The sequence below is a fragment of the Empedobacter stercoris genome (genome assembly GCF_025244765.1).
Taxonomy (GTDB): domain Bacteria; phylum Bacteroidota; class Bacteroidia; order Flavobacteriales; family Weeksellaceae; genus Empedobacter; species Empedobacter stercoris.
Genome location: NZ_CP104209.1, coordinates 828,705 through 853,139 on the forward strand (window position 1 = coordinate 828,705; position 24,435 = coordinate 853,139).

Genomic DNA, 24,435 nt, shown 5'->3' on the forward strand with positions numbered 1-24,435 from the left:
TGCCTCTTTTTATATGATTTTGATTATATGTGATTTTCAAAAATTATTCAAATAATCTACATTCGGTATTTGATAAACTTTATTACTATCAAAATTTTTAATTTTATTACCCCTTACCATAATTCTTTTAGTTCCAGACTCTGTTGAAAAAATAATTTGAAAATCTTCATCAAAATTTTTAGAATCTATTTGTTTAGCTTTATTTAAAATAACTAAAAGTTGTTTTATCTGATTGTCATTTAATTGTTTTATTTCTGAAAATTTTCCATTTGAATTACTATCAGGTCTTTCTAATATAACTTCTTTAATTTCATTAATATTAGATGGATAATTTAACCTATCAATATTTGAACATGAAATTATAAATAGAAAAAGTAAAACAATCTTGATATACATCTTAATAAAATTGATTTTCTATTTAGCTGTCGCAGGAACTAACCACTTGAATTGTGGTCCTACTTCAGGAATTACAATACGTTGCGAAATTCTATCCATTCTATCTGGGAATTTCATGATATAATCTCTTGCTTTTTCAGCCTCAGCATTCAATCCAGAGATTTTATCTAATTGCCAAGCTTCAATTAATTTTCGCATAATATCGATGTAATCAAACGCTGTGTACACACCAATGCGTTGCGCTGCATCTGAAAACGCATCAAACAAAGTTCCTCTTTCTTCACCAGAAGCTCTTAAGAAATGCGCTGGCATTACAATTTTAAGTTTGAACATATGTTGAACAGCTAACATCATTTCAGAAGGATCAGCTTCGAAGATACGACGAACGAACTCTGTGTAAGCTAAATGGTGACGCATTTCATCTCCTGCAATAATTTTACACATACGCGATAATTTTTTCGCTCCGTATTTTTTTGCAATTGCTGATACATTATTGTGCGATACATAAGTTGCTAATTCTTGAAAACTTGTGTAAACAAAGTTTTTGTAAGGATCGTGTGCTGTTCCAATGTCGAAACCGTCATTTATCAAATGTTGCGTTGTTACTTCAACCTCGCGCATATTGATACGTCCTGATAAATACAAAAATTTATTCAAAACATCACCGTGACGATTTTCCTCTCCTGTCCAATGGCGAATCCATTTTGCCCAACCATTTTCTAGGTAATTTCCTTCTTCATCTACCACACCGTCCATTTGCATCAACCAAGATTCGTAGGTTGGCAAAGCTTCCTCGGTAATGGTATCACCAATCAATGTAATCCAGAAATCATCTGGCAAATCTTTCGAAAGCTCTTGTAATTCTTTGATTTCGTCAAAAAAAGAGTCAGATTGCGAATTCGGTAAAAAATCTGTTGGTTGCCAAATTTTATCGGCTGGAACTAAGAATTTGTCCATATAAGCATCAATATCTTTCTCAAGAAATTGCATTACTTCCAGGCGAACATTATTTATTGACATATAATTATTTTATGCGGTTATACTACTTTTTACAGTTTTTTCGGTAAGCTCGAATATTTCATCAAACTTATAGTCACTCACTTTTAAGGGTTTATGGTATTGTATCGTTACTTTCGCGCCCAAATACATCGGGAATTTACCCCACTTTTCTATTTCCCACGTATTATTTAGCGTAACGGGAACAACATAAGCGTCTTTAGCATATTTCGTCAAAACTTTCAATCCATTTTCTTTGAAAGCCTTTGGTACTCCATTTTTGCTTCTTGTACCTTCTGGAAAAATAATAGCTGAATAATTATTTTTCTGAATGTATTGCGCTAATTTTTTTATTTCCTCTATTGCTTGTTTTCCGTTCTTACGATCGATTAATGCAGAACCTCCATGCGTTAAATTGTACGATACACTGGGAATTCCTTTTCCCAATTCTATTTTCGAAATAAACTTAGGATGATAATCAGCCAAATCATATTCCAACGGAGAAATATCATACATACTTTGGTGATTACTCACAAAAATCAATGGTACATTTTGTTTCAAATTTTCTCTTCCTTTATAGGTATACGTTGTACCCAAAATTCTTGTCCAAAAAACCAAAAGACCATTCATCACTTTTACACTTTTGTGATGAGCAGCATAACCTCCCAAATTGTAGCACAACCATTGCACAACATGCATTACCAACAACGTTAATCCATAAAAAATATAAAAGATTATAGATAACGGATAACTTAAAATTTTCTTCAACATTAGAAATTTAGACAAATTTAATAAAAAATTATGCTAAGCATAATATATTTTTCTAGGCGATTTACTTTATTAATTTCAAAGTTAGCTTTTCTTGATGAGCTTCATCATAAAAAGTAATTTGATTTGATGATTTTACTTTAAAATATGCAGTTTTTTGCAAATTTTGAATCAAATTTTGAGGAATTTCGCAATCAGAATTCACTTGTTTTAAATGATTAAAAATTATAGCTTGATCTATTTTAGTATAATCAGCCGTAATAATTCCGCAAACCGTTTTCATTACCATTTTTTTCGTTGCATCTTCAAAAATAATGTAATCTACTCCATCATTTATATTCCATTTACCCGACAAATCGCTAATTTCTGAAGTCACAACTTTAGTTTCGGAAACTGTTTTGGTTGGTAAACAACTTGTTAATCCTAAAACAAAAAACAAAAGTATTGCTTGAATTGTATATTTCACATGGTTTTATTTGTAACGAAGGTAGAAATATTTTTGACTAATTTGAATTGATTTTTTAATATTAGTTTTTATTTAGAAATTTGTAGTTAAAATAAAATTCATGGCGAACACTAAAAAAGGAGAAGTTTTTACAGATACAAATAATGTAAAAAAAGTAAGAATAGAGCGTAAGCCAAGCTTTCCTAAAATTTACTTTTTAACGGATGATTGTCAATTTATTGAAGACGGATTATACGAATTAGACTTCTTTGAAACGCCAAATGTAACTGAGTTCAAATCAGAATTAAATCCAACTATTCCTTCTATTAATTTTAAGCAATTGAGTGAAAAAGGTAAAAACTTTTTAAAATAATTTTTTATTAAAGATAAAAATCCACTTAGAAAATCTAAGTGGATTTTGTGATCCAGTCAGGATTCGAACCTGAGACCTACTGCTTAGAAGGCAGTTGCTCTATCCAGCTGAGCTACTGGACCATTCCAAAATTTTATCTCTAAAATTCGTCGGGGTGGCAGGATTCGAACCTGCGACCTCCTGCTCCCAAAGCAGGCGCGATAACCGGGCTACGCTACACCCCGAAAAGTATTTTTATTTAAAACTTAAAAAAAGCGGAGAGACAGGGACTCGAACCCTGGCATCGGTTACCCGATGACAGATTAGCAATCTGCTCCATTACCGCTCTGGCACCTCTCCTACTTTTAATATAAGACATTCAGAAAATGTCTTATAAAGCGGTTGCAAATATAATCTGACTTTTATTGCAAAACAAGTCTTTTTTGAAAAAAAATCCAAATATTTGGCTTAATTTTGGCTACTCAAAAGACTATTTAGAACTAAAAGAATGAATATTAAAGGATTAATGTTTTCGGCAATTTGTTGTTTTTTTATTTTAGCCAGTTGTGCTACTAAAACAGTTCCGCCAAAAACAATTACAAAAGTAATTCGTGACACAGTCATTATCAACTCAAAAACAGATCAACCAGAAATGACTCGAGCTGCAAAGCTTGACAAGTACAAAGTAACAACAGATTATTATCCATCTATTTCGCAAGACGAACGTGTTCGTTTTTTAGTCTTGCATTATACTGCAATCAATACCGAATTGTCGTTAAAAGTATTGACTCAGAAAGATGTTAGTGCTCATTATTTAATTAATGATTATGATGATAAAACAATCAATCTGTTAGTTGACGAAACCAAACGTGCATGGCATGCAGGTGTAAGTAACTGGAAAGGTATCGATAATTTAAATTTCTCTTCTATCGGAATAGAAATCGTTAATCTCGGAAATAAAGGAACAGATACCTATCCTAATTTCACACCTTATCCAGCTTATCAAATCAAAAAAGTCGGTGAGTTAGCGCAAGATATCATCAGCCGTTATAATATTTCACCTTTTAATGTTGTAGGTCATGCAGACATTGCACCAGGTAGAAAACCAGATCCAGGTCCACTATTTCCATGGAAACAATTATACACAGATTATGGTGTTGGTGCTTGGTACGAAGAAAGTGATAAGTATTTATTTATTCCTCAATATCCATGGGATACAACAAGCTCAGTATTTGTTACACAAGTACAAACAGAGCTAAAAAAATATGGCTACAATGTACCTATAAATGGGATGATTGATACGCAAACTAAAAATGCTATTGTTGCATTTCAGATGCATTTTAGACCTGAAAAATATGATGGCGTGGTCGATGCTGAAACATGGGCAATTTTAAAAGCATTAAACAAAAAATATAATCCTTAAATAGAAATTAAAATTTCGTATTAAACTCCTACTTGTTAGGAGTTTTTTTTATATTTATATGACAGATCATACTATTAACCTTCCGACTTGAATACATTTATCATCTAAATATGCCAAAATGTTCTGAAAAATTGGAGTATTTTTATCAAAAATAATGATATATGGCTTTTAAAAGTTTACGACCAATAATCTGGACAAAAGATTTACAAAAAACAACAAAATTCTATAAGAAATTAGGTTTTAAGATTGCAGAACAAAATGAAGATTGGATTTGGGCCTGCTTACAAAAAGACGATGTCGAAATTATGTTAGCTTATCCAAATGAAGGGGCAGATTTTAAACAAGCCAATTTTACAGGTTCATTTTATTTTGTCGTTGATAATGTAGATGAATTATGGAGTCAAGTAAAAAATGATTGTGAAATTGTTTACGAAATCGAAACTTTTGAATGGGATATGCGCGAATTTGCAATATATGACAACAATGGTTATATTTTACAATTTGGCCAAGAAATAGAAATTACATTTGAAGATTAAGATGCTAACAAAACGATATTACAACATTATTTTAATGCTGCTTGTTCTTGTTATTCCTTTCGTTTTTTATTTGCTTATCTCAACTATGATGAGTATTAAAAACGAAACTGATGGAATTGAAACATGTATCTCTTCTATTACTGGGAAAAATTTATGTTCACAAATCGATCAATTAAAAGTTACAATTTACATTGATATGATTGTGATTATTTTTTGGCTTGCACTAAAAAAAATAATCATAAAGAAAAAATAATGCATACAAATTATCATTTTGAAGAAACATTTTTTCAACATAATTTCACTGAATCTCGAAACGTTATTGGCGATTATGAAAATTGTAAATTTATTAGTTGTGATTTGAATACTTTGGATTTGAGCAATGTAAAATTTATCAATTGTGAATTTATTGAGTGTAATCTAAGTAATTCGAAACTTATCAATACAAGTTTTCAGCAAGTTGAATTTAAAAATTGTAAAATGATTGGATTTAATTTAGAAGTATGTAATCAGTTTGGGCTTAATGTTTTTTTTGAGCGTTGCATTTTAAATGATTCTACTTTTTATCAATTACCCCTTCAAAAATCAAAATTTATCGAATGTTCATTGCAAAATGTTGACTTTTCATATACAGATTTAAGTCACTCTTACTTCAATAATTGTGATTGTTTAAATGCAATTTTTGATCAAACCAATTTGAAGCAAGCAAATCTAAAAACATCTTATAATTTTAGAATTAATCCAAATGAAAATCAATTGAAAGGTGCCGTCTTTTCGAAAGAAAATATCATTGGTTTAGTACAACATTTAGGTTTGAAAATAGAATAACAAAAAAGTCCGAGAAATCTCGGACTTTTATTTATTTATAAAAACTTAAATTAAGCTTCTGGTTTATCTTGAGGTTTATCCTCTTTCCTTTCTGCTGGTTTAGCAGGTTTTTCTGTTCTTTCTGGTTTTGGCAATAAAGCTTTACGAGATAATTTCATTTTCTTTTTATCATCGTAACCTAAGAATTTAACATCAATTTTATCACCGATGTTTACAGAATCCTCTACTTTTTCTAAACGTCTGTGCTCTAATTCTGAAATATGAACTAACCCTTCAACTCCTTTAGAAATTTCAACAAAAGCACCGAATGGTTTAATTGATTTTACAACTGCATGATAAGTTGCTCCAGCTTCAGGAACAAATGCAATTTGTTTAATTCTTTCAATTACTTTATCGATATTTTCTTGGATAACACCATTAATTTCAACGCGACCTGTTGTTTCTAATTCTGTAATTGCAATAACAGTTTCTGTTTCTTTTTGCATTTCTTGAATCACTTTTCCACCAGGACCGATAACTGCTCCGATAAATTCCTTTGGAATTTCCATCACAACAACTTTAGGTGCATTTGGTTTTAATTGTGGACGAGGCGCTGGTAATGTTTCTAATAATTTACCTAAGATGTGCTCACGACCTTCTTTTGCTTGTAATAAGGCAGTTTCCATGATTTCCATCGATAAACCTTGGACTTTAATGTCCATTTGACAAGCTGTGATACCATCTGCTGTTCCTGTTACTTTAAAGTCCATATCTCCTAAGTGATCTTCATCTCCTAAAATATCAGACAATACAGTAAATTTCCCAGATTTTGTATCTGTAATTAACCCCATTGCAATTCCTGAAACTGGTTTTTTCATTTGTAAACCTGAATCCATTAATGCTAACGTTCCTGCACAAACTGTTGCCATAGAAGAAGAACCGTTAGATTCTAAAACTTCAGAAACGATACGAACTGTGTAAGGACAATCGTCTGGTAACATTTGAGCTAATGCACGTTGAGCTAAATTTCCGTGACCTATTTCACGACGAGAAGTTCCTCTTAATGGACGAGCTTCACCTGTTGAGAAAGGAGGGAAATTATAGTGTAAAAAGAATTTTTCGTCGAAGTTTGTTACTACACCATCAACCATATTCGCATCTTTAGAAGATCCTAAAGTTACTGTAGCCAATGCTTGAGTTTCACCACGTGTAAAAATTGCTGATCCATGAGTTGATGGTAAATAATCAACTTCTGTCCAAATTGGACGAATTGTTTTTGGATCACGACCATCTAAACGAATTCCTTCGTTCAAGATCAATTGACGTACAGCTTCTTTTTGTACATCATGGAAATAGATGTGAGCAAAAGGAGTAACACGAGCTAATTCCTCTTCATCATCAGCATATTGAGCTAAGAAATCTGCTTCAACTTGAGCAAATTTTTCACCTCTTTCGTGTTTGTCAGATGGGTGTTTCGCAATATCATAATATTTATCATATCCATAAGCCCATACTTTTTCGCGAATTTCTTCGTCATGAGTTTCGTGATTGTACTCACGTTTTGGAGTTGATTTTCCTACTTTAGCCGCTAAGCTTTCTTGTGCTTCAATTTGTTTTTTGATTTCCGCATGGGCAAATTCGATTGCGTCTAACATTTCGCGCTCAGAAATTTCACCCATTTCACCTTCAACCATTACAACAGAATCTTTAGAAGCACCTACCATAATATCGATATCTGCTTGCGCTAATTGTTCTAATGAAGGATTAATCATCAATTCACCATTCAAACGAATAACACGAGCTTCTGAAATTAATGTGAAAGGAATATCTGTAATTGCAATGGCTGCTGATGCAGCTAAACCAGCTAAAGCTTCTGGCATTACATTTTTGTCATAAGAAATAAGTGAGATCATTACCTGAACCTCTGCATGAAAATCTTCTGGAAACATTGGGCGTAAAACACGGTCTACTAAACGCATTGTTAAGACCTCATCATCTGATGGTTTTGCTTCTCTTCTGAAGAAGTTCCCTGGGATGCGTCCTCCTGCATAGAATTTTTCTCTATAATCTACTGTTAAAGGTAAAAAGTCTACACCTGGATTAGCTTCTTTGTTTGCTACAACTGTAGCTAATAACATGGTGTCGCCCATGCGTACAACCACAGATCCATCAGCTTGTTTAGCTAATTTCCCTGTTTCAATTGTAATTTCTCTTCCGTCTGAAAGAGTAATTTTTTCTGTGATCGCCTGTGGAATCATTCGTCTTCTTTGTATTTAATTCGTCTAAAGTCAAAGCCGTTTGCTTTAACTGCATTATATAAAGATATATATCTTATTTTAATTTATAACAAAAAAAAAGGCAATTTCTACGGAATTGCCCTTTTATATTGTGTTTAAAATTACTTACGTAATCCTAATTCAGCGATAATCGCACGATATCTTGTGATATCTTTTTTCTTTAAGTAGTTCAATAACGCTTTACGTTTACCTACTAACATAACCAATGATCTTTCTGTATTAAAATCTTTTTGATTTTGTTTTAAGTGACCAGTTAAATGGTTAATTCTGTAAGTGAATAATGCGATTTGTCCTTCTGCAGATCCTGTATCTGTTGCAGATTTACCGTGCTTTGCGAAAATTTCGCTTTTTACTTCTGATGTTAAGTACATGCCAATATTATTTAATAATTATTATGTAATGAGGTGCAAATGTACAACTAATTTTTAAAATTAATTGATTTTTCGAAAAATAAAAAGAGACCATTTTTGGTTGGTATGGTCTCTTGTTGGTTTGGTTTAGTTTGATTTAATAGATAATAGAAAGTGATGTATTTTCTATTAAATCGAAAAAGGTTTGCTTAGTTGTAAAAGACTTGCTTTCACGATTGGTTGGTAGGTTAAAAGTCGGCTTGATTTTTAAAAAAAAAATCAATAGGTTGGTTAATAATTATTATAAAAATAATTTAGGTAGGTAAGATTAATCTTCAATAATTCGTATTTTTTTATTCGTAATGATTTTTATTGGATAAACTACTTTTTCATTTTCTGTTTGTATGGTCATACATATGTTTTGTTAATTGCAATTATTACGCCTTTTACATCATCTTCGATAATGATTTTTTGACCAATTTCAAAATTTCTATTGGTATAAAAAGACAGTAACAATCGATATATAACATCTTTTGATCCTAATCCAAACGCAATAGCTAATGTCAAAAATATTGAGCCTAAGATAAGTGACAGATTATTGGTTATCAAGTCTGTATTTACTCCTGCTTGGTTTAATGAAGTAACAATTGTAAAAATAAGGATGATATAAAAAATTATATTACTTATAATATTCGCTCCATTGAGGTCGATTGATTTGATTAAACTTTTCAAAAAAGATTTGATATAATTTGCTAAGTAAAAACCTCCAGCAAATATCAAAACTGCGCTAAAAAATTGAGGTAAATAATCTACAATTCTTCCTATTTGGTTTGAAACAACTGTTAACCCAAAAATATCAGATCCAATGATTATAATTAATAAGATAATAAACAATCTTACAAATTGTAATATAATTACTCCTGGATCTATTTCAATTGAAGAGTTTTTCAACGCTTCGTTATTATTCAATGCATTTTTTAATTTATCTATTTTAGACAATCTCAAAATGTATTTGGTCAATAATAAGATTAATTTTAGCAAGATATAAGACAAGATAAGAAATACTATACCTCCTACTACTTTCGGGAATATTAGTACTATTTCTTGATACAAACTTTCTAACAAGCTAAAATTTAAACCTATATTCATATACTCTATTTCTAGTTATCTTCTTTATCTTTTTTATTCGATTGATTGGTTGATTTCTTTTTTCCTATTCCAAAGAAATTACCAATTGTACTTGGATATTTTACTGAAACCAAATCGGCAACTTCTAATGATAGTTTTATCAAAGCAACATCGTCCATTACTTTTTGCTTTAATGTTTCTGGAAGCTTCTCGTCGGCTAGTATAGTCTTAAAAGGATTTTCCATAAATTACAAAGCATTATAAATTTTTAGTAAACGATTTTTTGCTCTATTTATTCTCATTTTGGTTGCACTTTCACCAATCTCTAAAGTTTCCGAAATTTCTTTAATTGAAAAATCATCTTGGTATTTCATAAGTAGTATAGATTTATCTTCTACCTCTAATTTTTTAAGAGATTGTGTTAGTTTTTCGATTTTTAGTTCAAAAATTTCTTTGTCATCAATTACTTGCTCATTATAATTATCAACCAAATCATCCGTCATCGAATAATTTTTTCTCTCTTCCTTTATTTTGCGTTGTACATGATTGACACAAAAATTATATGTAAAAGAATATAGCCAAGTTGAGAATTTTGATTTTGACTGATAGGTTTTAAGTTTTACAAACAACTTAACAAAAATATCATGTGTCATATCTTGTGCTTCTTCTTGTTCTTCTACAAAACTCAGACACTTGTTATATACCGTATGTGCATACCTGTCATACAATACTCCAAACAAATGTTGATTTTTTGTTTCGACAATCTTATACACCAAAATGTCATCATCTAAATGTTCTAATAGATCCTTTGACATTTCAACTGCTTTCAATATTAAGACACATGGTTACTTATTTGGTCACACATTTTTTTTGTTTTTTTTGAAAAACATTTCGTAAAACACCAAAGTAATCGAATATCTATTTATAATACAATAATGTACAAAAAAAACCGATAAATAAAAATTTATCGGTTTTTTATAAATAATTAATGATTAACAAATTATTTTTCTAAAACATCTAAGACGTCTTGAAAACCTCCTCCATTAAAAATCTCGTCTACACCTTGTTCTTGTAAATATTGAGCAGCTTGACCTGACCGGTTTCCACTTCTACAAAATACAACAATTGGTCTTGACATTGCTTTGAACTCTTCTACTCTCGTAGGTACTTCTCCCAATGGAATGTTGATCGCATTTGGAACAAATCCATCAGTTTCTAATTCATACGGTTCACGAACGTCTACTAATGTTACATTAGCATTGTTAATTGCTTCTACTGTTGTCATTTTAATCACTCTTTTTCTATTTTTTATCCAATCAATAATTTTGCCAAGCATACTACCAAATTCTAATACGATCTTTTGGTGCTTTGTACAACTTATCTCCTGGTTTTGTTTGAAATGCTTCGTGGAATGCATCAATATTAATGATTGGTCCAAAAGAACGGTAATATCCTGGTGAGTGTGGATCTGTTTTTACTTGATTTACTAAAGCTTCATCTGTTGCTTTGGTTCTCCAAACTGTTGCCCAAGACATAAAGAAACGTTGTTGGGGCGTATATCCATCAATATTTCCGTAAGTACCTTTGTCTTTTAAATACATTTGCAATGCATCAAAAGCTACTGAAACTCCTCCTAAATCACCAATATTTTCACCAGACGTAAAAATACCATTTACATGTGTTCCTTTTACTGGCTCATAGCTATCATATTGTTTTGCTAAAGCACTAGTTGCTGCTTTAAACTTTTCTTCATCTTGAGCTGTCCACCAGTTTACAAGGTTTCCTTCCCCGTCAAATTTAGCTCCAGAATCATCAAATCCATGAGAAATTTCGTGACCAATAACAGCTCCAATTCCTCCAAAGTTTACACCTGCATCTGCTCTATAATCATAGAATGGTGCTTGTAAAATTGCTGCTGGGAAAACGATTTCATTATTTGTTGGATTGAAATAAGCATTTACAGTTTGTGGTGACATTCCCCAACGTGTTTTGTCAACTGGTTTTCCAAAATCTTTTAAATTATCTTGGAATCTCCATTGGCTGTACGCTAAGTTATTTTCGATTAAAGAACCTCCGTTATTAATTGATTTAACTTTTAATCCAGAGTAATCTTTCCATTTATCAGGATACCCAATTTTTACCGTAAATTTATTTAATTTCTCTATTGCTTTTACTTTTGTATCCTTCGACATCCACTCCAAATTATTGATGTGCATATCAAAAGATTTGAATAAATAGCTGATCAACTCTTGAGCTTTTGCTTTTGCTTCTGGTGGAAAATTATCTTTTACATAAATTTGCCCTAATAACTCACCTACCGTTCCGTTCACATAAGATAATCCTCTTTTATCTAAAGCTCTTTGTTCTTTTTGACCTGATAATTTTTTTCCGTAAAATTCAAAGTTCAATTTCTCCAATTCTGTTGTAGAACTATTAGAAAAAGAATCAATTAATTTGAACTTCAAATAATCTTTAATCAAAGGTAAATTCTCTTGATTAATGATTTTATCTAAGTTTTTATAATAATCTAATTCGCGAATAATTACTTTATCAGGATTAATTCCGAAAGATTTTACAAATTTCACAACATCAACATTTTTAGAGAAAGCACCCGCTTCTGTTAATGTTACCAGATTGTATGATTTATTCGGATCACGACTTTCCTCAACTGTTTTGATGTATTTTGCCATCATTTTCTCAAAAGCAACAATTTTTGGTCCTTTTAAATCGCGCGTTTTAGATCCTGTAAAAGGGAAAACTTGATCAATATATTGATTTAAATTCGCTAAAGTTTCCGCATTTTTAGCATCTTCTTTTTGATAATACGTTTTACCCAAAGTCAAACCGATACTTCCTAAATAAACCGCATTTTGCTTACTATTTTTCATATCAGTATAAACAGAAACTCCATAAAAAGGGTTTTCACCAATCGGTGTAACTTCTGTTAAATAAGCTTGTAAATCCGTTAAATTCTTGATTGCATCAATTTGCTTTAAATATTTTTGAATCGGAGCTAAACCTGTTTTATCACGCGCTTCCATATTTGTATAAGCATTGTAAAGGTCAGAGATTTTTTGCTCGTTAGAATCTTGTTCATATTTATTATTCAATAAATCTTTTACTAACTTCAACGATACTTTATCTGTATTCTCTCTCAACTCATCAAAACTCCCCCATCTTGCTCTGTCAGAAGGAATTTCTGTGATTTTCATCCAATTACCATTCACATGATTATATAAATCATCCTGAGGACGAACAGACTTATCCATGTAATCAGGATTAAAAGCTTGATAAGATTCTTGCGCAAATGCTAAGACTGAAGTACAAGCAAATGCTGCAACAAATAGTTGTTTTTTCATATTTCTACTAAGTATTTTTGATACGATTTGTCGAGATTTCTTCGACCTTTGTTACAAATCTACTAAATAAAGTTTAGAAATTTAGTAGATTATTTTACCTTTGGTATAAACAAACAAAAGTAACTTTTAAAATGGAAACCGAAACGATTTTAATCACCGGTGCATTAGGACAAATTGGTTCTGAATTAGCCGAAAAATTAAAAACCATTCATGGAAAAAACAATGTAATCATTTCTGATATACGCGATCCAAAAGATGTTGATTATGATGGAATTTACGAAGTAATCGACGTAATGAATACAGAAAGAATAAAAGAAGTTATTGCCAAACATAACATCAAAACAGTATATCATTTAGCTGCACTTCTTTCTGGTACAGCAGAAAAAAATCCAATGTTCGGTTGGAAATTAAACATGGATACGTTACTTACTTTCTTAGAATTAGCAAAAGATAAAGTAATCGATAAAATCTTTTGGCCTTCATCTATCGGGGTTTTTGGACCAGATACACCAAAAGACAACACGCCTCAAAATACAATTCAAACACCTTCTACAGTTTACGGAATTTCTAAATTATCAGGAGAATACTGGTGCAAATGGTATCAACAAAATCATCATGTAGATGTACGATCTGTTCGTTTCCCTGGTCTTATTTCGTGGAAAACGCCTGCTGGAGGAGGAACTACAGATTATGCAGTGGATATCTATTACAAAGCCATTGAGGACGGAAAATACACTTCTTTCTTAAAAGAAGGAACGTTTTTACCAATGTTATATATGGATGATGCAATTGATGCGATTGTTGAATTAATGTCCGCTGATCCAAAACAATTAGGTGAATTTAAATCTTATAATTTAGGAGGTTTAAGCTTTGCTCCAGAAGATTTAGCTGCAAATATTAGAAAACATATTCCAACATTCTCGATTGATTATGCACCAGATTTTCGTCAAGCTATCGCTGACTCTTGGCCATCTTCTATCGACGACTCTGTTGCTAAAGCTGATTGGGGATTTGCTCCAAAATACGACATTGATAAAATGACAACAACTATGTTAGAAAATTTAAAAATTAAATTAATTAAAGCTTAATATCTTAACTTCACAAAAAAAGGATTGAGGTTTTTCTCAATCCTTTTTTGTTATTCATATATTTTTTTGACAAAATCCTTCATTGGATTTCTCACTTTTTTCATCGGAGCTAACCAATCTTCACTATCTCTATAGCCTAAAGGAAGTAATAAAACACTTTTCATTCCTTTCTCATTCAGATCAAGTAAATCATCCAACTCTGCATTATCAAAACCTTCCATTGGCGTACTATCAATTTTAAGTTCTGCAGCTTGCGCTAATGCAAAACCTAAACCAATATAAGCTTGACGAGCAGTATGCGCAAAATTCTCTTCAGAAGTTTGAGGCAAATAAATACCTTTTAATTTATCTGTATATGAACCAAAACGTCCTCTTGGCAACTCGCGTTCATCTGTCGTAAAATCATAAATCGTATCAATACGATCTTCTGTATAACGATCCCACGCAACAAAAACTAACAAATGCGAACAATCTGCTACAATTTGCTGATCATATGCAATAGGAACAATTTTTTGTTGTAATTCTTTGTTTTTAATTACAAGAATTCTGAATTGTTGCAAACCAGATGAAGTTGGGGCTAAACGTGCAGCCTCAACAATTTTTTTAACATCTTCTTCTTCAACAATCAAAGACGGATCATATTTTTTTGTGGCATAACGCCATTTCAAATCATCTATTAAGGACATAATTCTTTATTTAAATCTCCCTAAAATTACATCAAAAAAGCAATTGTTTTACTTAAATATTTGCTAAAATTTCACTATTTCTCCTCTTTCCATTCCAAAAAATAACTTCCAGAAGTATTTTTAGAATTCCAACGAATTTGATAATCACCAGCTGATAAATCCAATGTAAAATTTTCTTCTTTTGACTTGATTAAATGGCGTGTAAATAAAACATTCTGATTTTTGTCTACCACTTCAAAATGCAATTCTCCATCAATTCTTATATTTGAATGAAAATTAGCTGTTACATTTTTTGAAACATTTAATTTAATGTAACTCATTCCAGAAGCATCTTCAAATTTTGCTTTAGTCCAATTATCTCCATTTGAGTTAGACCATTTCGAATCTCCTACTCCATTTTCAAAAAAAGTTCCTTGCGATTTGATATTTGGATTTGTTGTTTTTGCATAAAAACTATTCGAATCTACATCTGCATTCACTTTTACTGTAATACACGATTGTAGCGAAATCATTGCGATAATAAGTGCTATTTTTTTCATATCAGTTTTTTATTTTCTAAATAGATGCAACATTTTGAAAAAGGTTACAACAAACAAATATTTTTAAATCATTTCTGATATGCGTAACTTTCGCAAAATATTCTGATGAACGATAATACAGCTCAATTTTTACACGAAAATTTCACACAAAAAGCAATCGACAGTTTAACACAACTTTCTGGTGGTGCTTCTTCGCGTAAATATTCGAGATTTTTTGACCAAAATCAATCGTATATTTTAGCAGAAAGCTCTAATACAGAAGAAAATAAAGTATTCATTCAGTTTTCAATCGAACTGAAAAAAGTGATTGATAATGTTCCTGAAATCATTTCTGTTTCAGAAGATTTCAAAACGTATGTACAAACTGATTTAGGTGATGAAACATTGATGAATCTTGTGCTGAATGATCTTGAAAAAGCAAAACCTTATTATTTTAAAACCTTAGAACAATTAGCAATTGCTCAAATTCAAGGAAAAAATCAGATTGATTTCAACCATACATTTTCTTATCCAAAATTAGATAAAACATTGATTTTAAGAGACTTATTTCAGTTTAATTTTTACTTTTTGGATGTTTTAGGAATTGATTATAATGCAGGAAAACTGATCAAAGATTTTGATCGTTTTGCCTCTCAATTTGATCAACTTTCTCCGCAAGGATTTGTTTTCCGAGATTTCCAGACGCGCAATATTATGATTCATCATAACGAACCATATTTTATCGACTATCAAGGTGGTTTATATGGCCCTATTGTTTATGATTTGGTATCGTTAATTTGGCAAGCAAAAGCCAATTTACCTTTCAACTTCAAAAAAGAGTTATACGAATTTTATTACGAGCAATTGAAGAAACAAATTCCAACTTTGGTTCCGATAGATTTTCGTCAATCCTATGAATATTGTGTCGTAGCAAGACTTTTGCAAGTTTTAGGCGCTTATGGTTTGAGAGGATTGATTGAACGAAAAAAACACTTTATAGAAAGTATTTCGTTTGGTTTAAAAAATCTTGAATCAATTATTGATTATCCTATCTTACAGAATTACCCAGAATTAAAAAATATTATAAAAATCCTCGTTCTTCCAACAACGTTAGAGCGTGTAAATCATAAAATAAATGGCTAAATTAAATATCAACGTTCGTAGTTTTTCATATAAAAAAGGTGGAATTCCAACTGATCCAACTGGTAATGGAGGTGGATTCGTTTTCGATTGCCGTGGCGTATTAAACCCTGGACGAATCCAAGCGTATAAAACACAAACGGGTCGTGACGAAGATGTTAAAAAATATTTGGAAACAGAAACTAAAATTGCCGTTTTCTTAGAAGGCGTTTTTCAAATCATTGATATTTCAATCGAAGATTATTTAAATCGTGGTTTCGAGAATTTAGAAATTAATTTTGGTTGTACAGGCGGACAACATCGTTCGGTTTACTCTGCTGATGCGACTGCTAAACATATTGCGGAAAAATTTCCTGAAGCGCAAGTAATCTTACATCATGTTGTGCAAGAAGAAAAAAACTGGATAAACGAAGCCTATTAATATGAAAGCTATGATTTTTGCTGCGGGTCTTGGAACTCGTTTAAAACCATTTACAGAAAACCATCCCAAAGCTTTGGCTATTGTAAACGGAAAACCTCTATTGCAACGGAACATCGAATATTTGAAATCTTTTGGAATTGATGAAATCGTGATTAATGTGCATCATTTTGCAGATCAAATAATAGAGTTTTTAGAAGAGAATAATTATTTCGGAATTAAAATTACCATCTCAGATGAAACCGATCAAGTCCTTGAAACGGGCGGCGGTTTGGTAAAAGCGAAAACTAATTTTGACGAAGATTTTTTAGTGATGAATGTTGATATTTTGACAGATCTTCATCTAACCAATTTTATCAAAGCACATCAAGAAAATAAGGCGTTGGTGACGTTAGCTGTTTCGGATAGAAATTCGTCACGCAAGTTATATTTTAACGATAAAAACGAATTAAAAGGCTGGCGAAATCTAAAAACACAAGAAGAAATAAAAGCAGTTGATTCTTTAGATGACTTAAATGATTTAGCTTTTAGTGGCATACATGTCATCAATCCTGCTTTATTTGATAAAATTACCGAAACAGGTAAATTTTCGATCATGAAAGTGTATATGGATTTGATGAAAACTGAATCTATTATTGGTTTTGATCATTCTGGCGGTATTTTAATCGATGTCGGTCGACCAGAAAGTGTATTAGAAGCGGAACAGTATTTCAAATAAAAACAAAAAACTCAATTCGATGAATTGAGTTTTTTTCTTTAAGCTTTGTCCCGTCCTGAAATAGCGATACAAAAAAAAAATCGTTATTATGGAAGAAAGAAACAATTATGTCAAACGCACTCAGCGCGATTACAGTATGTCTTTTAAGTTGAACGTTGTAAAAGAAATCGAGTCTGGGGAACTCTCTATCACTGGTGCTTGCCGAAAATATGGCATCCAAGCCCGAAGCACAGTTGTGAGTTGGCTCAGAAAATTTGGTACCTTTGACTGGGATAACCAAACACCCTCGAATATGCCAAAGTCACCAGAACAAAAGATCATGGAGCTTGAAGCCCAAGTAAAGCTTTTGCAAAAGCAGAAGGCTTTCCTTGAGAAACAAGCTTATGTGGCTGATAAAAAAGCCATTATTTTCGATATGATGATTAACCTTGCCGAAGAGGAATATCAAATTGATATACGAAAAAACTCACCACCCGAACTATCGAATCTTTCCGAAGGGAACAAAAAGAAACCATAAGTTTCTCCTGTGAATTGTTCGGGGTTGACCGACAGGTTTATTATCGTCATTTGAAACGAAGAGCAAAGCGGCAACAAAATGCACAGCAGGTTGTGGATTGGGTAGCAGAGCTGCGAATGATTCATCCAAAAATGGGTGGAAAGAAACTGTATTTTCTTTTGAAAGAGAAACTTGAAAATTTAAGAATTGGCAGAGACAAATTCTTTGACTTCTTAAGGGCTAACCATTTGTTAATCATTCCCAAAAGAAGTTATCACAAAACTACCAATTCGTATCATCGTTTTAAAAAACATAAAAATTTGATTAAAGATTATCAATACAAAAAGCCTAATAATGTTTGGGTATCAGACATAACTTACTTGGGAAACAGAGAAAACCCAGCCTATTTAAGCTTGATAACCGATGCTTATTCTAAGAAAATCGTAGGCTTTGATGTGTCGGATTCTTTGGCTACAGCATCTTGTTTAAATGCTCTAAAAATGGCATTGAAAAAAGAAAACGCGAAGAGTCTTATTCATCACTCAGACAGAGGTTTACAATATTGTTCCGATGATTATCAAAAGCTATTGAAAAAGCATAAAATCCGTTGTAGTATGACACAAGAATCAGATCCTTATGAGAATGCCATAGCCGAAAGAATCAATGGAATTTTAAAACAGGAATATGATATTGATAAATTTAATGTAGATTTGAATACAAGAAAGATTTTGGTCAAACAAACCGTAGAGATTTATAATGAGTTCAGACCGCATTTGTCAAACTATTATTTAACACCGATGCAAATGCACCAGCAACAAGATTTAATACCAAAATCGTACAAAAAGAAAAACAGTACAAATACGAATATATGTACTGTTTAAAATAAAATTTTATTGGTCTAATCCTGTATCATTTTTTCAGGACGTTACACTTGTTTCTTTACAAATTTTGTTAAAATAACAATTAATTGTCCATCTACTTTTCCTTCAATTTGATCTGTATTATCGTGTACTAAACGAATATTACGAACGGCTGTTCCTATTTTAGCATTAATAGAAGAACCTTTCACATCTAAATCTTTGATTAATGTAACATTATCACCGTTTACTAAAACATTTCCGTTGCAGTCTTTATGCAAATCTACACTTCCATCACCTTCGTGATCACCCGAAGCCTTTGCCCATTCCATATTTTCATCATCCAAATACATCATATCCAATGCATCTGCCGCCCACGATTCGTTTCTAAAACGATTTAACATTCGCCATGAAAGCACTTGTATAGCTGGAACTTCGCTCCACATAGACGAAAGTAAAAATGATTCCCAAAGAGAAACGTCTAACTCTTCTCTCTTTTCAATCTGATTAATACATTTTTGTGTAATGTAAACATTTCGATCAGGATTACTGCTTGCATCTGGATTCACTTCGTAAATCGCTAAATTTTCTGTAGCACCAGTCAGTTCGCATTGGTTACCGCTTCTTTCTTGTAAAAATGTATCTAATTTCATGTATTGATTTTAAAACTTTTACAAAGATAACTTTTATTTAGAATTAAAACTTTTATAGCTTTTGACGAATCTTTTATTTAAATTCGTTCAGAATAAAATCAATCTAAAATGTTAGTAAAAAAGAATTCTGGTGAATTAGTCCCTTACAATCCAAAAGCCCTAAAGCGTTCATTAACAAAATCTGGTGCCAAAAAAGAAGAAGTTGAAGAAGTATTTGAATTAGTTTCGAATGATCTTTATGACGGAATGTATACAAAAGATCTTTACCGTATTGCATTTTCTCATCTCAAAAAATACAGAAGTTCTTATGCTGCACGTTATAGTTTAAAAAGAGCATTGAGAGATTTAGGACCAGAAGGGTACTATTTCGAACAATGGATAGGAAAAGTACTTGAAGCAGCAGGATATCAATCTTTACATTCGGAAATTGTGCAAGGAAATGCAGTGACACATGAGATAGATGTGGTAGCTTGTAAAGGAGAATATTTATTGTTTTGCGAATGTAAATTTCGAAATGATGAAGATGCCAAGATTTCTGTCACGACACCTATGTATTTTTTATCGCGAATGAAAGATGTACAAGATCATACCTATCATTTCTTTGGAAAAGATTTAAAGCCAACGAAAGGATTTTTAGTCACAAATGCTTATTTAACGACAGACAGTATTGATTTTGCAAATTATTACGGAATTGGTTTAATTTCTTGGGATTATCCTGAAACAAATAGCATCAAATATTTAGTGGACAATGCTGCCTTGTATCCGATTACATGTTTAACAACTTTAACCCCAGAGCAAGAAAAAATATTGTTATCTAAAGAATGTATTTTGGTAAAAGATTTACAACAAAATGGTGCTTATTTGGATGTTTTAAACCTCTCTCAAGAACAACGAAATGATGTTTTAGAAGAAGCAAACGAATTGTTAGAAATAGAAAATTTCACTTGTGTAATCGAATAAAACCAATCAAAAAAGAAGCTAAATTTAGCTTCTTTTTTGATTATTATAATTCTTTAAAAATTTCAAAACTATCTTTGTGGTCGCACCAAAATTCATCCAAATTAATCATTCGATTTTTTAAGAACGGAATTATTTGTGGCCAATCTGATTCTCTAAAAATACTTACATTTTCTAATCGCATTTTTATCGTCGAAATCGTTTTTCCATCGTGGTCAACATCCTCTTTTGTCCAAACCCATTTTTCACCAAGATAACTTTCTAACACGTTTTCATATTCTTCAAACTGTTCATAAATCATGGATTGAACGGAAGGGTCTGGATGTGAAATTTCGATCGAAACCTCTGCATATTTACGTTCTACATCCGTTCTAAAACTAATTCCTTTGATTGTCGTTTTATAATTCACCCAATTTATACGCGATCCCTCGGCATTCATTTGCAATTTCATGTACGTTCCGTACGAAATCCAAAATTCTTTTTTTATACGATAAGCTTCTTCTTTTGAAAACAAAATGAATAATTTTTTACAAAAATCGGTTTAATATTCTATTCAACAAAATTTCCCAAAAAATAGCTTGGTTTGATTCTTGTTCTATTAAATTTGAATAAATATTTTTAAATAATAAATATGAAACTATTTTCTTTCCTAAGTCTTATAGGGATTTTGACTTTTTCTTGTGTAAATGCACAAACTGTAGAAACTGTTAAATACGAAGCATTGCACGAAAAAATAGCAAATTATAAAGATGAAGTCGTCGTGGTTAACTTTTGGGCAACGTGGTGCGCACCTTGCGTAGAGGAAATTCCAGCATTTATGGAAATCAATGAACAATACAAAGATCACCCAAATTTCAAGATGCTATTGGTTTCACTGGATCGACCAAAAATTATAGACAAAGTAAAAAAGTTTATGGTTGATAATAAGATTACTGCAGAAGTTGTTTTATTGGATGACACCAAACGTATGAATGAATGGATTCCATCATTTGATCCGAAATGGGCTGGAAATATTCCCGTCACGATCGTTTACGACAAAGGTGAAAAGGTCGTTTTTCACGATCAAGCCATGACGAAATTTGAATTAGAGGACTACATCCAAGAATATTTAGATTAATCAATAAAACTCCTAAAATCTTTTTAGGAGTATTATATTTTTTGTATGTTTATATCAACATAAAAACACAAAAATGAGTAAAAAACATATCCGAAAAGAGGTTATTCAACATCTTATTCAGCTTAAACAAGACGAAATCAATGCGTTAAAAGAATCGAAACGAATTTATGCAGAAGGTGCAGATTTAGACGAAGAATCAAGTTTAGAATTGGATGATTTTGCACAACAAAGTCAATCAACTGATGCGGCTCGAAAATTAAATATTCGTATTAATCAAGCCACTGAAGACTTAGAAAATTTCAAGGCATTACGACCTGAATTAATCAATGAAATTACAGAAGGAAACGTTGTTTTGACTGATAAAGTTAATTTTGTAATTGGTTTATCTTTCAAAGATTTCGAATGGGAAAACAAAAAGTTTGTGGGCATTAGTACGCAAGCTCCTATTTTCGAAGCATTAATTGGAAAACGAGCAGGCGACAAATTAGAATTTAATGGGATACATTATACCATAGAAGAAATACTATAACATGCCAAAAGTACATACTATTGATCTGAATTTTCAGAACGAAGATGAAGCAATTGCGACCTATCTAATCGAAACAGAACAAGGTCCCGTATTAGTTGATCCAGGACCGTATTCAACTTTCGAGAATTTGAAAGCTGGTATCGAAGCTTTAGGTTGGCGAATCATTGATATAGAAAATATATTAATTACACATATTCATTTTGATCATGCCGGCGCAGCGTGGAAATTTACGGAGCATGGTGCAACAATTTTCTTGAATCCTATTGGAATACCTCATCTTAAAAATCCCGAAAAATTATGGGAATCTGCCAAAATGATTTATGGAGATGAGATGGATCGTCTTTGGGGAGAAATGAAACCGATTAATGAAGAGTTTTTAGTAGGTCTTAGAGATGGTCAAAGTGTAGAATTTGGGGATACTGTTTTCGAAACTATTTACACTCCTGGTCATGCTGTGCATCACAATGCTTATGTAATGAATGATGTTATTTTTACAGGAGATGTTGCGGGGGTTAAAATAGAAAACGGTCCAGTTGTACCACCTTGTCCTCCACCTGACATTCATATCGAATTATGGAAAGAATCTATTGCCAAATTGAAAAAAGTGAATGCAAAAGGTATTTATCCTACCCATTATGGTTATCATGAAGATGTAGAGAATAATTTTAACGAATTAGAAAAAGGATTGGATGAATGGTCAAATTACATCAAACCAATGTACGATGACAACTTAACAGCAGACGAAATAACACCTGTTTTTGTTGATTACGTCACAAAATCATACAAAGATTTAGGGTTATCCGAGGATCAAATTCAAGTGTATGAATACGCCAATCCATGTTGGATGTCGGTTAATGGACTTTTGAGATATTGGAAATTAAAAGAACAAGGTAGATTATAAAAGTAATAGAAAGCTGTCAGTTTACACTACCCCCAAAAAGTTAGACACTTTTGGGGGCATTTTTTATGACAAGAAAAGTAAAATATGGTGTAGCATTTAAGTTACGCTGTGTGAAAGAAGTTTTAGAAAAACATCGAACAATACGTTCAATTAGTAAAAAAGAAAATATACATGCTTCTTTATTAAAGAAATGGGTTTCTGATTATCATAATCAAGGAATTTCAGGTATAGAACCTAAAAAAAACCAAACGTATAGCGTTGAATTTAAGTTGAAAGTTATTAAGTCTATAACTAGTCAATATCTTAGTTTACGTGAAGCCAGAGTTAAATTTAATATTCCAAGTGAATCGGTTATTATAAAATGGCAAAAAGATTTTGCTACCTTTGGAATAGACGGATTAAAACCCAAACCAAAAGGCCGTCCCAAGACTATGAGCACATCTAAAGGTAGACCTAAAAAATCGAAACAACCATTATCAAGAGAAGAAGAACTATTGTTGGAGATTGAACGTTTACGTTGTGAGAATGCACTCTTAAAAAAGTTCAATGCCTTAATTCAAGCCGAGGAAGAAAAACAAAAGAAACTTGGACACAAGCCATAAATGAATTAAGGCCAGAATTTCATCTAAATTTACTTTTAGATTGTACACATATGGCTAGAAGCAGCTTTTACTATCATATTTCACGTAGTAAAACAGATAAATACGAGGAATTAAAACTTAAGATAAAATCCATTTATCATCAGCATAAAGGGCGATATGGCTATCGACGAATTACCGATGAATTAAGAAAATCAGGAACTATCATCAATCATAAAACTGTTCTTAAACTGATGAATAGCTTAGGATTAAAGAGTTTGATTCGAAGAAAAAAATACAAATCTTACAAAGGAGAACAAGGAAAGATTGCACCAAACATCTTGCAAAGAGCATTTAAGGCTGATAAACCCAACCAAAAATGGGTAACAGATGTTACCGAGTTTAAAGTAAAAGATAAAAAACTATATTTATCACCAATAATGGATCTGTACAATCAAGAAATTATCAGCTATGAGTTAAGCGAACGACCTGTTTTTAATCAAGTAACTCAAATGCTTAAAAAGGCATTTAAAATAACGAAAGACACTAAAGATTTGATATTACATTCCGATCAAGGATGGCAATATCAGATGAAACAATATCAAGCTTTATTAAATAAAAAAGGAATCGTACAAAGTATGAGTAGAAAAGGAAATTGTTTGGATAATGCTATTATCGAAAATTTCTTTGGAATACTTAAATCGGAACTATTTTATTTACAAAAATTTAATTCTATTGATGAGTTGAAAAAAGAAATAAAACAATACATTTACTATTACAATAACGAGAGGATAAAATCGAACTTAAATAAAATGAGCCCGATACAATATCGAACTCATTTTTATAATTATTAATTTTTAATCTGTCCAAACTTTTGGGTGCAGTCTACAATGGTTGGCTTTGTTTTTATTGTTTAAATCGTTCA

Annotated in this window: 30 protein-coding genes and 3 tRNA genes; 15 read left to right on the plus strand and 18 right to left on the minus strand. The window is 31.7% G+C overall.

What is annotated here, in order from left to right; translation table 11 throughout:
* Positions 1–36 precede the first annotated feature (36 nt).
* The 4 genes from NZD85_RS03805 to NZD85_RS03820 all read right to left on the minus strand — a co-directional run bounded on the left by NZD85_RS03805 (position 37) and on the right by NZD85_RS03820 (position 2,626).
* Positions 37–396 (minus strand): hypothetical protein, encoded by a 360-nt coding sequence (locus tag NZD85_RS03805; protein ID WP_125350396.1) that lies wholly within the window; start codon positions 394–396, stop codon positions 37–39.
* Between the two features lie 18 nt (positions 397–414).
* The gene (locus NZD85_RS03810) at positions 415–1,416 is read right to left on the minus strand and encodes an acyl-ACP desaturase (protein ID WP_260543500.1); all 1,002 of its coding nucleotides are present in this window, start codon (positions 1,414–1,416) and stop codon (positions 415–417) included.
* Between the two features lie 9 nt (positions 1,417–1,425).
* Positions 1,426–2,160 (minus strand): lysophospholipid acyltransferase family protein, encoded by a 735-nt coding sequence (locus NZD85_RS03815; protein ID WP_125350403.1) that lies wholly within the window; start codon positions 2,158–2,160, stop codon positions 1,426–1,428.
* 64 nt (positions 2,161–2,224) lie between these two features.
* Positions 2,225–2,626 (minus strand): hypothetical protein, encoded by a 402-nt coding sequence (locus NZD85_RS03820; RefSeq protein WP_260543502.1) that lies wholly within the window; start codon positions 2,624–2,626, stop codon positions 2,225–2,227.
* A gap of 100 nt (positions 2,627–2,726) precedes the next feature.
* Between NZD85_RS03820 and NZD85_RS03825 the strand changes: the two genes are divergently transcribed.
* Positions 2,727–2,978, plus strand: coding sequence for a hypothetical protein (locus tag NZD85_RS03825; RefSeq protein WP_225542728.1), 252 nt, complete (start codon positions 2,727–2,729; stop codon positions 2,976–2,978).
* A gap of 48 nt (positions 2,979–3,026) precedes the next feature.
* On the opposite strand, the gene NZD85_RS03830 is transcribed toward NZD85_RS03825, so the two are convergent.
* From NZD85_RS03830 to NZD85_RS03840, 3 genes are all read right to left on the minus strand, one after another.
* Positions 3,027–3,100: transfer RNA gene (locus NZD85_RS03830), tRNA-Arg, on the minus strand.
* 27 nt (positions 3,101–3,127) lie between these two features.
* A tRNA-Pro gene (locus tag NZD85_RS03835) sits at positions 3,128–3,202 on the minus strand.
* A gap of 31 nt (positions 3,203–3,233) precedes the next feature.
* Positions 3,234–3,317: transfer RNA gene (locus NZD85_RS03840), tRNA-Ser, on the minus strand.
* A gap of 148 nt (positions 3,318–3,465) precedes the next feature.
* Here NZD85_RS03840 and NZD85_RS03845 point away from each other — a divergent pair.
* The 3 genes from NZD85_RS03845 (at position 3,466) to NZD85_RS03855 (ending at position 5,741) form a co-directional block, all read left to right on the plus strand.
* Positions 3,466–4,380: an N-acetylmuramoyl-L-alanine amidase gene (locus NZD85_RS03845; protein WP_171621605.1), complete on the plus strand. Its 915-nt coding sequence runs from the start codon at positions 3,466–3,468 to the stop codon at positions 4,378–4,380.
* A 161-nt stretch (positions 4,381–4,541) separates the two neighbouring features.
* A complete protein-coding gene (locus NZD85_RS03850; RefSeq protein WP_260543504.1) occupies positions 4,542–4,916 on the plus strand; it encodes a VOC family protein in 375 nt (124 codons plus the stop codon).
* 252 nt (positions 4,917–5,168) lie between these two features.
* A complete protein-coding gene (locus NZD85_RS03855) occupies positions 5,169–5,741 on the plus strand; it encodes a pentapeptide repeat-containing protein (protein WP_188318994.1) in 573 nt (190 codons plus the stop codon).
* Between the two features lie 50 nt (positions 5,742–5,791).
* On the opposite strand, the gene NZD85_RS03860 is transcribed toward NZD85_RS03855, so the two are convergent.
* From NZD85_RS03860 to NZD85_RS03890, 7 genes are all read right to left on the minus strand, one after another.
* Positions 5,792–7,978, minus strand: coding sequence for a polyribonucleotide nucleotidyltransferase (locus NZD85_RS03860; RefSeq protein WP_260543506.1), 2,187 nt, complete (start codon positions 7,976–7,978; stop codon positions 5,792–5,794).
* A 140-nt stretch (positions 7,979–8,118) separates the two neighbouring features.
* Positions 8,119–8,388 carry a 30S ribosomal protein S15 gene (gene rpsO, locus NZD85_RS03865; RefSeq protein ID WP_171621601.1) on the minus strand — a complete coding sequence of 90 codons (270 nt, stop codon included), beginning with the start codon at positions 8,386–8,388 and terminating at the stop codon, positions 8,119–8,121.
* Between the two features lie 387 nt (positions 8,389–8,775).
* Entirely contained in the window at positions 8,776–9,516 is a 741-nt protein-coding gene (locus NZD85_RS03870; RefSeq protein ID WP_260543508.1) for a mechanosensitive ion channel family protein, read from the minus strand.
* Between the two features lie 11 nt (positions 9,517–9,527).
* On the minus strand, positions 9,528–9,740 hold the full coding sequence (locus NZD85_RS03875) for a hypothetical protein (RefSeq protein ID WP_171621599.1): 213 nt from the start codon (positions 9,738–9,740) through the stop codon (positions 9,528–9,530).
* A gap of 3 nt (positions 9,741–9,743) precedes the next feature.
* Complete coding sequence (locus NZD85_RS03880) at positions 9,744–10,310, minus strand: RNA polymerase sigma factor (RefSeq protein ID WP_260543510.1); 567 nt, start codon at positions 10,308–10,310, stop codon at positions 9,744–9,746.
* A gap of 185 nt (positions 10,311–10,495) precedes the next feature.
* Positions 10,496–10,780 carry a rhodanese-like domain-containing protein gene (locus NZD85_RS03885; protein ID WP_225539657.1) on the minus strand — a complete coding sequence of 95 codons (285 nt, stop codon included), beginning with the start codon at positions 10,778–10,780 and terminating at the stop codon, positions 10,496–10,498.
* Positions 10,781–10,832: 52 nt separating this feature from the next.
* Positions 10,833–12,854 (minus strand): M13 family metallopeptidase, encoded by a 2,022-nt coding sequence (locus NZD85_RS03890; protein ID WP_225539656.1) that lies wholly within the window; start codon positions 12,852–12,854, stop codon positions 10,833–10,835.
* A gap of 131 nt (positions 12,855–12,985) precedes the next feature.
* Between NZD85_RS03890 and NZD85_RS03895 the strand changes: the two genes are divergently transcribed.
* On the plus strand, positions 12,986–13,942 hold the full coding sequence (locus NZD85_RS03895; protein ID WP_225539655.1) for an NAD-dependent epimerase/dehydratase family protein: 957 nt from the start codon (positions 12,986–12,988) through the stop codon (positions 13,940–13,942).
* A gap of 50 nt (positions 13,943–13,992) precedes the next feature.
* Here NZD85_RS03895 and NZD85_RS03900 read toward each other — a convergent pair whose 3' ends face one another.
* On the minus strand, positions 13,993–14,628 hold the full coding sequence (locus NZD85_RS03900; RefSeq protein ID WP_171621594.1) for an NAD(P)H-dependent oxidoreductase: 636 nt from the start codon (positions 14,626–14,628) through the stop codon (positions 13,993–13,995).
* Positions 14,629–14,702: 74 nt separating this feature from the next.
* Entirely contained in the window at positions 14,703–15,167 is a 465-nt protein-coding gene (locus tag NZD85_RS03905; protein ID WP_188318998.1) for a hypothetical protein, read from the minus strand.
* Positions 15,168–15,272: 105 nt separating this feature from the next.
* Between NZD85_RS03905 and NZD85_RS03910 the strand changes: the two genes are divergently transcribed.
* From NZD85_RS03910 to NZD85_RS03930, 5 genes are all read left to right on the plus strand, one after another.
* Positions 15,273–16,289 carry an aminoglycoside phosphotransferase family protein gene (locus tag NZD85_RS03910; RefSeq protein WP_260543512.1) on the plus strand — a complete coding sequence of 339 codons (1,017 nt, stop codon included), beginning with the start codon at positions 15,273–15,275 and terminating at the stop codon, positions 16,287–16,289.
* Positions 16,282–16,707 carry a RapZ C-terminal domain-containing protein gene (locus NZD85_RS03915; RefSeq protein ID WP_260543514.1) on the plus strand — a complete coding sequence of 142 codons (426 nt, stop codon included), beginning with the start codon at positions 16,282–16,284 and terminating at the stop codon, positions 16,705–16,707. The genes NZD85_RS03910 and NZD85_RS03915 overlap by 8 nt, the downstream gene beginning before the upstream one ends.
* Before the next feature lies 1 nt (position 16,708).
* The gene (locus NZD85_RS03920; protein ID WP_260543516.1) at positions 16,709–17,422 is read left to right on the plus strand and encodes a nucleotidyltransferase family protein; all 714 of its coding nucleotides are present in this window, start codon (positions 16,709–16,711) and stop codon (positions 17,420–17,422) included.
* An 88-nt stretch (positions 17,423–17,510) separates the two neighbouring features.
* Positions 17,511–17,939 (plus strand): helix-turn-helix domain-containing protein, encoded by a 429-nt coding sequence (locus tag NZD85_RS03925; protein ID WP_260543519.1) that lies wholly within the window; start codon positions 17,511–17,513, stop codon positions 17,937–17,939.
* A 14-nt stretch (positions 17,940–17,953) separates the two neighbouring features.
* Positions 17,954–18,799 (plus strand): IS3 family transposase, encoded by an 846-nt coding sequence (locus tag NZD85_RS03930; protein ID WP_260543521.1) that lies wholly within the window; start codon positions 17,954–17,956, stop codon positions 18,797–18,799.
* Positions 18,800–18,843: 44 nt separating this feature from the next.
* Here the strand turns inward: NZD85_RS03930 and NZD85_RS03935 are convergent, their stop codons facing one another.
* A complete protein-coding gene (locus NZD85_RS03935; RefSeq protein ID WP_260543522.1) occupies positions 18,844–19,428 on the minus strand; it encodes a PhnA domain-containing protein in 585 nt (194 codons plus the stop codon).
* A gap of 108 nt (positions 19,429–19,536) precedes the next feature.
* Between NZD85_RS03935 and NZD85_RS03940 the strand changes: the two genes are divergently transcribed.
* Entirely contained in the window at positions 19,537–20,388 is an 852-nt protein-coding gene (locus NZD85_RS03940; protein ID WP_171621588.1) for an ATP cone domain-containing protein, read from the plus strand.
* Positions 20,389–20,431: 43 nt separating this feature from the next.
* Here the strand turns inward: NZD85_RS03940 and NZD85_RS03945 are convergent, their stop codons facing one another.
* A complete protein-coding gene (locus NZD85_RS03945; RefSeq protein ID WP_171621587.1) occupies positions 20,432–20,899 on the minus strand; it encodes a DUF4268 domain-containing protein in 468 nt (155 codons plus the stop codon).
* A 117-nt stretch (positions 20,900–21,016) separates the two neighbouring features.
* On the opposite strand from NZD85_RS03945, the gene NZD85_RS03950 reads away from it, so the two are divergent.
* The 4 genes from NZD85_RS03950 (at position 21,017) to NZD85_RS14765 (ending at position 24,364) form a co-directional block, all read left to right on the plus strand.
* Positions 21,017–21,502 carry a TlpA family protein disulfide reductase gene (locus tag NZD85_RS03950; protein ID WP_171621586.1) on the plus strand — a complete coding sequence of 162 codons (486 nt, stop codon included), beginning with the start codon at positions 21,017–21,019 and terminating at the stop codon, positions 21,500–21,502.
* 73 nt (positions 21,503–21,575) lie between these two features.
* Entirely contained in the window at positions 21,576–22,031 is a 456-nt protein-coding gene (locus tag NZD85_RS03955; protein ID WP_260543525.1) for a GreA/GreB family elongation factor, read from the plus strand.
* 1 nt (position 22,032) lies between these two features.
* A complete protein-coding gene (locus tag NZD85_RS03960; protein WP_260543527.1) occupies positions 22,033–22,932 on the plus strand; it encodes an MBL fold metallo-hydrolase in 900 nt (299 codons plus the stop codon).
* Between the two features lie 65 nt (positions 22,933–22,997).
* Positions 22,998–24,364 (plus strand): IS3 family transposase gene (locus NZD85_RS14765; protein ID WP_396127086.1). Its coding sequence is split into 2 segments (ribosomal slippage): positions 22,998–23,460 and positions 23,460–24,364, totalling 1,368 coding nucleotides; the frame shifts between segments, so codons are not numbered across the junction.
* Positions 24,365–24,435: the final 71 nt, after the last annotated feature.